At 67.4% G+C, this 9,281-nt stretch carries 7 protein-coding genes and 1 pseudogene; 5 read left to right on the forward strand and 3 right to left on the reverse strand.

The features are described from left to right. The first annotated feature begins 17 nt into the window (after positions 1 to 17). From ACIBK5_RS34700 to ACIBK5_RS34715, 4 genes and pseudogenes are all read left to right on the forward strand, one after another. Entirely contained in the window at positions 18 to 1,616 is a 1,599-nt protein-coding gene (locus ACIBK5_RS34700; protein WP_399025927.1) for a TIGR03086 family metal-binding protein, read from the forward strand. 245 nt (positions 1,617 to 1,861) lie between these two features. Then, positions 1,862 to 2,070 (forward strand): annotated as a pseudogene (locus ACIBK5_RS34705) (aldehyde dehydrogenase); the annotation flags it as partial. A 238-nt stretch (positions 2,071 to 2,308) separates the two neighbouring features. Beyond that, on the forward strand, positions 2,309 to 2,764 hold the full coding sequence (locus tag ACIBK5_RS34710) for a carboxypeptidase regulatory-like domain-containing protein (RefSeq protein ID WP_399025929.1): 456 nt from the start codon (positions 2,309 to 2,311) through the stop codon (positions 2,762 to 2,764). A gap of 55 nt (positions 2,765 to 2,819) precedes the next feature. Further along, a complete protein-coding gene (locus ACIBK5_RS34715) occupies positions 2,820 to 3,542 on the forward strand; it encodes an N-acetylmuramoyl-L-alanine amidase (RefSeq protein WP_399025931.1) in 723 nt (240 codons plus the stop codon). A 1,385-nt stretch (positions 3,543 to 4,927) separates the two neighbouring features. On the opposite strand, the gene ACIBK5_RS34720 is transcribed toward ACIBK5_RS34715, so the two are convergent. Next, positions 4,928 to 5,785: a hypothetical protein gene (locus ACIBK5_RS34720; RefSeq protein WP_399025932.1), complete on the reverse strand. Its 858-nt coding sequence runs from the start codon at positions 5,783 to 5,785 to the stop codon at positions 4,928 to 4,930. 491 nt (positions 5,786 to 6,276) lie between these two features. On the opposite strand from ACIBK5_RS34720, the gene ACIBK5_RS34725 reads away from it, so the two are divergent. Further along, positions 6,277 to 6,756, forward strand: a complete 480-nt coding sequence (locus tag ACIBK5_RS34725; protein ID WP_399025933.1) for an HIT family protein — start codon at positions 6,277 to 6,279, stop codon at positions 6,754 to 6,756. A 499-nt stretch (positions 6,757 to 7,255) separates the two neighbouring features. On the opposite strand, the gene ACIBK5_RS34730 is transcribed toward ACIBK5_RS34725, so the two are convergent. Both ACIBK5_RS34730 and ACIBK5_RS34735 read right to left on the reverse strand, forming a co-directional pair. Beyond that, positions 7,256 to 7,861 carry a dihydrofolate reductase family protein gene (locus ACIBK5_RS34730; RefSeq protein WP_399025934.1) on the reverse strand — a complete coding sequence of 202 codons (606 nt, stop codon included), beginning with the start codon at positions 7,859 to 7,861 and terminating at the stop codon, positions 7,256 to 7,258. A gap of 346 nt (positions 7,862 to 8,207) precedes the next feature. Next, on the reverse strand, positions 8,208 to 8,525 hold the full coding sequence (locus ACIBK5_RS34735) for a hypothetical protein (protein ID WP_399025936.1): 318 nt from the start codon (positions 8,523 to 8,525) through the stop codon (positions 8,208 to 8,210). Positions 8,526 to 9,281 lie beyond the last annotated feature (756 nt).

The raw sequence follows: 9,281 nt of genomic DNA on the forward strand, positions 1-9,281 counted from the left end.
GAGTTGACTCTCCCACCGTGGGAGAGTCGAAGCTGGGGCCCATGTGCGTCAGTGACGAGGTGCTGTGGAGCATCGGTGAGGTTGCGCGGAAGACCGGGATGTCCGTGAAGCTCATCCGGCACTGGTCCGAGATGGGGCTGGTGCCACCGACCGGGCGGACCGCCGCCGGTTACCGCGTCTTCGGCCCGGAGTCCCTGGCCCGTCTGGAGCTGGCGAGGACCCTGCGGGATCTCGGGCTCAGCCTCCCGGCGATCCGTGACGTTCTTGACCGCGAGCACACCTTGGTGGATGTGGCCGCGGCCCACGCCGACGCGCTGGAGACACAGATCCGCACGTTGCGGTCGCAACAGTCGGTCCTGCGCTCCGTCATCCGCCGCGGAACCACTGCCGAAGGACTCGCCCTCATGAGCCGAACAGCCCGCCTGACCGCGGCCGAACGCCGCACGATCATCCACGAGTTCGTGACGGAGACTCTCGGAGACCTGGACGTACCGACCTACCGCCGTGGCCTGTTGGCCGCCACCCCGGAGCTTCCCGACCATCCGTCGGACGAGCAGGTCGACGCATGGATCGAACTGAGCGAGCTGGTGACAGACCCCGCTCTGCGCTCCGGAATGCGCCGCATGGCGCAGTACGCCGCCGAACACGCCCCCGGCGAACATGACGACGACACGCTCCGGGCCGTGCAGCAGGTCACTGACGACTGGACGAAGCGTGTGGACAGTGCCATGCGAGAGGGGATCGCCCCGGACTCATCGGCGGCCGACCCTGTCGTCGAGGCCATCGTCGCGGTCTGGCTCCCCACACAGTCACGGACTCGTGACGAGGTGCTCACCGACGGCGCATCGGCCCGGCGCCTGCTGCTGGAACAGCTCGAAGTCGCTTCCGACGTGCGCGTCGAGAGGTACTGGCAGCTGTTGTGCATCATCAACGGCCAGCCTGTGCGGCCGAGCTTGGCAGCAGTCGGCAGCTGGCTGATGACCGCACTGCGAACGAACCCTGAGCCCGGGGCGCGCTCCGCGGAACTCGGCGCACTGTACGAGGCCGGGGCCGACGCCTGGGAACCGGAGGGCCTGCTCGATGCCTGCGAGCGCGTGCTGCGCACGGTGGGCGGCCTCGTCTCCGCCGTGGATTCGAGCATGCTCGCCCAGCCGACGCCGTGTGCCGACTGGGACGTGCGCCACCTGCTCAATCACCTGGTGTGGGAGAACCTCTTGTGGTCCGGCCTGGCCAACGGTTCCCCGCCCTCCGACTTCACCGCCGACCACATCGGCGAGGACCACGTCGAAGCGTTCTACACCGCCGCGCACAGCGCGCTCACCGCCTTCCGCCGTCCGGGGATGCTTGACCAGCGGTTTGGCCCGGCTCCTGGCCGGCGTCTCGTCGAACAGCTGGTCATCGAGATGCTGGTCCACGGCTGGGACCTGGCCAGTGCGATCGGACAGCCGCGCGACCTCGTACCGGACCTCGCGAAGGCCGCGCTCCCGGTGGTGCGGGAGATCTACGGCAGCTTGCCCCGCACTGCAGGCGGTTCCTTCGCGGCACCCCAGCCGGTTCCCCAGGACGCGACCGCACTTGACCGTCTTGCCGGCTACCTCGGCCGGACCATCACATGATCTCCGGCTCGACAGGCCGGACCCGCACACACTGAGCGGGGCCCGGATGCGGGCCCGTAGCGATGCGTGCCCCTCGCTTCCACCAAAACATCAATGTGCGAAGTCCGGATGCCCAGTCACCAGGCTCCTGCGAGTCGTCGTGGCGATCGATTCCCTCTCGGGCCGGGAGCGTGGCTCACAGAGTGGGCCGACCGAGAGGCGCAGCCGGGTTTCCGCTCGATCGCGTCCAGGAATCTGCGAACAGGGCCCTTCTGGAGCGTCTGCGGGAGGAGTACGGCCTGGGCGTTCCGGGTCTGTACGTCCCGCGCGACCCGGGCGGACCGGACGAGTCGGCCGAGCAGGGCATGCCGATGGTGTCGATCGGACGCATGTGCGAAATGGTCTGCGGATGGGGACGGAGCAAGGTCTCTCACACGAGCTGCCGCTCGACCAGGCGCCGACGGCACACGACAAAAGTCAAAGCGGGGGCCAACACCTCGCCGAGATGGCCGGGGCGGCCGCCATCGAACCCGCTGAAGTGGGTGGTGTGCGGCCGGAGGCGCTGCACAGCGTGGACGCACACGCCGACCGAATTGACAGGGTTTGCGTACAGGGCGAACCTGGAATCAGACACCCTGAACGGCCCCTCAGAAGTCTGTACTGCAACCAGACTTGCGTTTGTCGACTCCGGCCGCGTCCGAGAGGAGACTCGCATGCACGGGCATGTGCGAACCATCATCGGAGACGAGCCGATCTCCATGATCAAGGTCAGCGTCTACCGCCCCGACCTCACGCTCATCGACCACGCCTATACCAACGACGATGGTTCGTACAGCGTCGACGTGCCCGCCGGTGAGACGGTCACCGTCCGGTTCGACACCCATTACTCGCTCAACAACGCGGACAGTTGGCAGCCGTCGCTGGTCACCGAGGTGGTCGCCGACGACGCCGTCCCGCTCGACCGCCATCTGGTCCCCGTGGGCCAGTTCGCGCATACGGCGCACGGCATCGACATACTCGCCGCCAACCTCTTGGCCTCGGCCGTGGAAGGGCCGGAGTACGCCGCCCACGCCACGACCCGGTTGTCCCAGATCAAGCTGGACACGCTGTTCCTCCAGCGCATCCAGGTAGCCCTCCTGGAGCATTTCACGGAGCAGGCCGACGCCTGATGGGCCATACCTGACCCGCTGTTACGCGAAGTTGCGCAACTGAAAGGACGGCGTCATGCCCGAGAACAACGTCGACGACGAGGACGTCAAGGCGGCCATCGAGAGGCCCGACACCGGCGATGGACCCGGCACCGACAACCTTGACGACCTTCCGGAGAGCGACTTCGTCAGCTTCGCCGAGGACGACGCGGAAGCCGGCCCCCAAGCGACCCCCACCATCCCTTACGACTGTCCCGTCGCGAACTTCATCGACCAGCTCAGCGCGACAGGCCACGTCACCCACAAGTCGTACAGGAAGACGTCGGTCACGCTGCACCACAACGCCGGCCGACTTTCGCACCAGGGTGTGCTCGACCTCTGGAAGGTACGTCCGGCTTCGGCCCACTTCGACGTGGACGCCGCCGGCGCCGTCGCTCAGTACGTCAAGGTGAACGAGTACGCCTGGGCCGTCGGCAACACGGCCGGCAACCAGAGCTCGATCAGCATCGAAATGGCGAACGCAACGCTCGCGCCCAACTGGAGGGTCGGCGTGGCCACCTGGAGAAACGCCGCGCGTCTCGCTGCCTGGCTCTTCGCCGAGGTCATCGGCGAACGCCCCAGCAGAAGCAACCTTTTCTACCACCACCACTGGCGCTCGACCGTCTGCGCCGGCCCGTACATGGACCAGATCTACGACGAGGTCCTCGCCGCGACACAGGTGGCGTACGACCACTTCAAGGCTGCACACCCCACCCTCCGGCCGGATACCGAGCCGGTACCAGTCGAGCACCAACGCTGACCAGTCGGGACGAGCTCAAGGTCCGCCCACTCGAGCTCGGTGCTGAAAGCGGTGCTGGAGCGTCGGCGCGGCGCGGTTCTCATGGAGCCTGGCCTACCACTTCGCACGCTGCGCCCCGGCGGGTGAGGCGGGCCCGTCTGCGGACGAGACGTCCACCGACAGCCTGAGGCGGAGACCCGGCGACGATGCGCTCATTCGACGGCCGGTCCGGTCATCTGCGCGAGCCGGCCGCGTCGCAGGTTGATGCGGCCGGGCCGCGCCGTACGGGTTGGATCGCAGCTCGGCCGGAATGCGCAGATAGGTCTCGTCGGCCAGATCGGACAGCGGCATCCAGCGTCCTCCGCCACGATCGCTGCCCGGGCTGCGGCAGCCCCGGGGGACGGGCCCTGGCCACCCACGCGGCGAACCACGGAAGCAAGGGCGATCGGCGATTTCGCACATCCCCAGGAAGACGATGTACGTATGGACGTCCCTGGGCACGGCGCACGCCATGACGATGGCGTGCGCCGTGCTGCTGGACAGGCACCCGTTACCGGCCAGCCGTTCCATCTCATGGACCGAAAGGACGTCCGGATCGCCGGTACGCGTCGGGAGTTGCGCGGCTCGTTTCAAGGTCGCCTCGGAGCACAGCTGCACAGCGTGCGCTCGGCGAACTCGGCCCGTGCGACCCCGCACCTGACCGAGCCGTTCATCACTCGCTGACCCACCCGGCGGCCGAGGGGGCGAGTCGGAGCACGATCCAGTTCTTCAGATCGGTGACGTCGTGCTCGGCCCCGCACACGACGCGACGAACGCGCTGCGGAGTCCGCAGCCGAAGAGTGCGATTGCGGGCCCCAGCCCTGACCATGGACACAGAACTCACGGCTCTGCCACACGACTGCTCACGGCCCTGCTCGCCCGTTGCTGCAGGGTGCGGACGCCCCGCGAATGCCAAGTCCGGACGGGGTTGTAGTGGAGCCTGTCGCCCGAGCGCATGGTCGACCAGCGCGAACATGACGCCCGCGCAGGGTCTTCCGGCAGTCCCTCCAGCGCGTCGGCCGCCCGCCGGGCCTGCTCGCGTGCCAGCGCACGCGTCATGTCGAGCGATCCGCTGCCACGAACGACCGCGAATGCTTCCTCGACATCGTCCGCCATCAGGCGCCCATGACGAATACCGGCTGCGAGACGAATACCGGCTGCGACGAATACGGGCTGCGCCCATGTGTAATCGAGCCGAAGCTCGCTGATCTATCGCCCACCCGCCGCAACGGGTGTATCAACCACCGCGGCGGCTAGGCGGCCGACCGCCCGACACCGGCTCGCGCGAGCGAGCGCGTAGGAGTACGTGACACCAGGAATGCCGCGGTCCTCGGCGATGTCGACGGCCGACGTCTTGCGCCTGTCCGTCAGAGCGTGATCGGCAGATCCTTGCGCGCCTGCTCGAGATCGTCCTCCCAGATCCACAGCCGGTGCTGGGGTGGCACCTGGTGGTAGCCGTACAGGCCCACCTCGGTCAGGGTTCGCAGGTCCACGCACACCCGCTGGTAGGCCTGACCGATCGTCTTGGCCGGATCGTTCACCTCTCGGGCACCGAGCTTGATGCAGGCCCGGTATTCGTACCCCAGCAGGAGGTCCTGCCCGAACTGGGCCCAGACACCGAGCTGCTGGGTCCACGCCGACTCCGCTTCGTCCAGCAGGAGGTTCAGGTCGCCGGTGGGCGGGATGGAGGGGTAGATGAGGAAGGTCGCAGCCCAGCCGAGAGCCACCATGTCCAGGTTGAACGTGCGCCGACGCGGGTCGTCACGTGGCGGCAGCGGATCGGACGAACCGCCACTGAACCAGGGCGCGGTGTAGGCGAGCAGACGTCCGTTGCTCTCGACGAGCTCGCCGGTGGCGATCACGGCCAGTTTGCGCTGGGAGCCGTCGGGGCGGACCAGACGCGTGGCCACCATGTCCGAGTGCGCCTCGGCCGCCGCCTTGCCGGCTGCCTGATGTCGCTTCGCTGCGTCGGGAGTGATCCGGGAAACGAGATAGTCACGCAGGTCTTGCGGCAGTGCGTCAAAGGTGCCGTCCAGCAGTCGCTCCCTGGTGCGGTCCAGAGCGGCCTGGGCGGTGGCGGGGGCGCCGCCGAATTCGCTTTCCGGGGTGTCGATGGACACCATGCGAATCGCCATTGCGATGTTTGGAGTGTCGCCATCGGTAACACTCAGGAATCTGTAATCTTTGGCGGGCCGACTGGGGCCCACGAAGCCGAGATCGATCATGGTCTTGTTCCGGTCTCATGTGACTACGTATGTCAATGCGAGCAAGCTCCGGCGCCCGGGAATTGATTCGGCATTTAACCGCGACCGGCTTCGTCGGCTCTGACGCAAAACTGCCGGTTACGCCTGGGCTGTGCGACCTAAGCCGAGAAGTCCGTCACTCCGGCATCCATGAGTGAGATCGCTATATCCATTATGTGTCGCCAGTGAGGTCAACGCCACCGCTGTGTAACGGTTGGTAGTTCAATTAGCCCGGTCCTGCCGGCGGTTTTCCTCACCTGGCCGACCTTGCCGTCCTTGCGCGTGACGCCTGCGCGTTGCAGTGCTGCCCGAGCCCAGCGAGGAGGACCGGGCGCAGAACGCCGAATACCTCATCGAGGACGACTACCTGATGGCCGGAGTCGCTCCTTGCCTCACTTGGTTGGTCCCTGATGTGAGTGAGCAGGCAGGGGAGCGAAGAGCAGGTCTGGAACGACTGAGGTTAGGCTCGGGCCATGACCGGTGACTGGCGGATGGACCGGATCGGGGCTGCTCTGCGGGGCGAGAATCCGACCGTGCTGCGGCGGCTCGCGTCTGGCTTCGCGGTGATCGGCGACGTTCAGTTCCTGCCCGGGTACTCAGTTCTCCTCGCGGACAAGCCGGGTGTTCAACGGCTGTCTGACCTGCCGAGGGCCAAGCGGCTGTCGTTTCTCTCCGACATGGACCAACTCGGAGAAGCGGTTGAGCGGGCCTGTCGGCAACTGGACCCCGATTTCCGCCGGGTCAACCTGGAGATCCTCGGCAACACGGACCCGTTCCTGCATGCCCATGTCTGGCCGCGGTTCGAGTGGGAGCCGGCCGAGCTGGTGGGCAAGCCGGTGTGGCTGTATCCGCCTGACCGGTGGAGTAACGAGCTCTTCAAACTCGGCCCGCAGCACGATGTGCTGCGGGATGCCATCGGCAGCGAACTGGACAGGTTGCGTTCGATGACCTGACGGCGTGGGCCCGCCGTCACGCCGACGGGCCCAGTGATCAGTGACGGTCAGTGGACCTCACGGAGTCCTTCGCAGCGGCACGATGTCGGGGATGGCCGTGGCAACGGCGGGGCAGGCCGCTCCCGCCACCGGCCCGAATGCGCGAGCGCCCCGACCAGACGATGGGCATGCTCACCCATTCCCCACCGCTACGGCGCATCCGGCAGCTGCGGCCAGTCGAACTGGATCTCCTAGCCCGGCGGATGGGCGATCACCGCGACATTGCGGCCCGTGGAAGCATGACACGGCTCGCAGTGCGGGGACGGACCTGATACGGCGAAGCGCCCCGCGTGAAACACCTGGCAACGGACGCACTCGTGGACCTGACGCCGATCCTCTCCGACCTGACCACTAGCCCTGGAACGGGCGTCCTGACGTTGGCGGTTCACCCCCGACTAGGTCTTGCTCCGCACCCGCCGGCACTGGCCTGGTGGCCGTCCGGACCGGCGGACGGGCGACGTCACGCAGGGGCGCCGAGCGGTGGGTGATCGAGCACGCTGGGCTTGTACTCGACCAGCTGGATGCGGCCGTCGAAGGTGCGGTGCTCGATCATCTCGAGGGCGACGTCCGGATAGCCGTCGTAGATGCGTTCTTCGCCCGTGGCCCCGGTGATCACCGGGAACATCACGACCCGGAAGCGGTCGACGAGTCCGGCTCGTAGCAGGGACCGGCACAGGCTGAGGCTGCCGATCGTGCTGAGGAGCCCCGAGCCACTCGACTTCATGGCGCGGACCGCCTCGACGGCGTCGTCGCGGACGAGCGTGGAGTTGGCCCACGTCAGTGGCTCCTCCAGTGAGGAGGAGAACACCACCTTGGTCGCTTGCGTGAGCTCGTCGACGGACGCCTCTTCGTCGGGCCTGAACTCGTCCTGGCCCTTCGGGACCTCGCCCGCGGCGAAGCCCGACATCAGGCGGTAGGTGTTCGCTCCCATCAGGTAGGTGGCCTCGGGCTGCGCGCTGAGCCATGCGAGGTACTCCGGGCCCTCGAGGCCCCAGAACCCGGGCCACCCCTCTCCCGATGCGTAGCCGTCGAGGGAGGTGATGAAGTCGACGAGAAGCTCCGACATGGCGGTGTCCTTTCCTAGGGTGTCACGAGCTTGGACCGGCCCGGAGCCACAAACTCATCGGCCGCGCTGTGGCGTAACGAGAAAGCACCCATGACGCTGCAGCCGATCAGGGGGGGCGGGCCCGGGACGGTGGTTGAGCCTCTTGTGTGAGTGCCGTGGTCGTACCGGAGAAAGACACAGCAACGGCTCTGCGTGGGGCTTGGCGCGCTGTCTTCGGCGCGCCCGGACGGGCCCTGGCCGGTGTTCCTGACCGAACACGGCACCGTCGACGCCGGTACCGCGGTCAGCACGGCCTGCTCCCGCAGTTCGTCCTTGGAGCCCCTGGCGCTCGCGGATCAATGGCTGTTCAGGCTGTCCCGTGGTTCAAGTGGGTGAGCGCGTTGATAGAAGCCAGGCGGGCCTGGAGGACGGGGTCCGGGACAGGGGTGGTGGTGAGCAACAGCACCTGGACCGTGGGGTGTTCCGGAGCGTAGAGGTCTTCGTCGTCGCCGGGGATCGGATTGGGCTGGATCTCGATCTGTGCGTAGGGCCGTTCGGCGAGGTGGTAGACGCCCCGGTAGTCGCTCTCGCGCTCGGTGAAGACCAGCCCGAGGTGGGCGCTGACGAGCCGGACCAGTTCGCTGGGGGTGTGCGTGTGGGTGCCGTAGGTGTGGTGGTCGGTCATCTTGTGCCAGAGCCTAGGCTTCGAGGCTGGCTGAGCGCTGGACCGACGGGCCGCCGGGGCTGAGGGGGCGGTGCCAGCGTGTGGCAGGAGTTGGACGTCGATCTGCTCCAAGAGCTCGCACTGCTGTGATCAGGGCTGGGTGTTGCCCGGGACACGCTGTCTGTGGGCCGGCTACCAGGTGGGAGACAGGAACAAGCCAGCTGGCCGGGGGTGCCTGCTTGGCGGAACCTGGCCGGCTGGTGCTGAGCCAATGGCTTGAGAGAAGTCGACTCTGGCGCCGGTGAATCTCGCTCCGCTGGGGCTGACGGTGCCATCGGAGGACCTCACCTCGCGGAAGCAGACGGAGCCATAGGCAGACAGAGCCACTGGAGAACGTTGCTCCCGTGAAGTCGATGTCGCTGCCGGAGAGCGTTGCTGGCCCGGGGCAGCGGAAACACCCGCGCAGCCGACCAGTCCTGTAGGGGGGCCTCCAGCGAGGATGTTCATGTGGGCGCGGGCGAGCCGTCTCGGTTCTTTTCTGGCTCGGCCGCCAGACTCGGGGCATGATGCTGGCTGCCTGCTCATGGCGGAGCGACTGGCCGAGGTTTCTTCCCGGCTGGTTGGTCTTCCTGGCGACTCTGAGCACGTTGCTCTTCACGGCGTGGACCCGGCGCCACGTGGTGGCCCGCGGTTTAGCGCGAGTCCGGCGGACTCGGCCTGCTCGTCGACCCGGGCGAGTAGCAGCAGGTCCTCCACCAGGCCGGCCAGACGTGCCGC

Origin of the sequence: Streptomyces sp. NPDC050546, from assembly GCF_044457425.1 — a bacterium.
GTDB lineage: Bacteria > Actinomycetota > Actinomycetes > Streptomycetales > Streptomycetaceae > Streptomyces.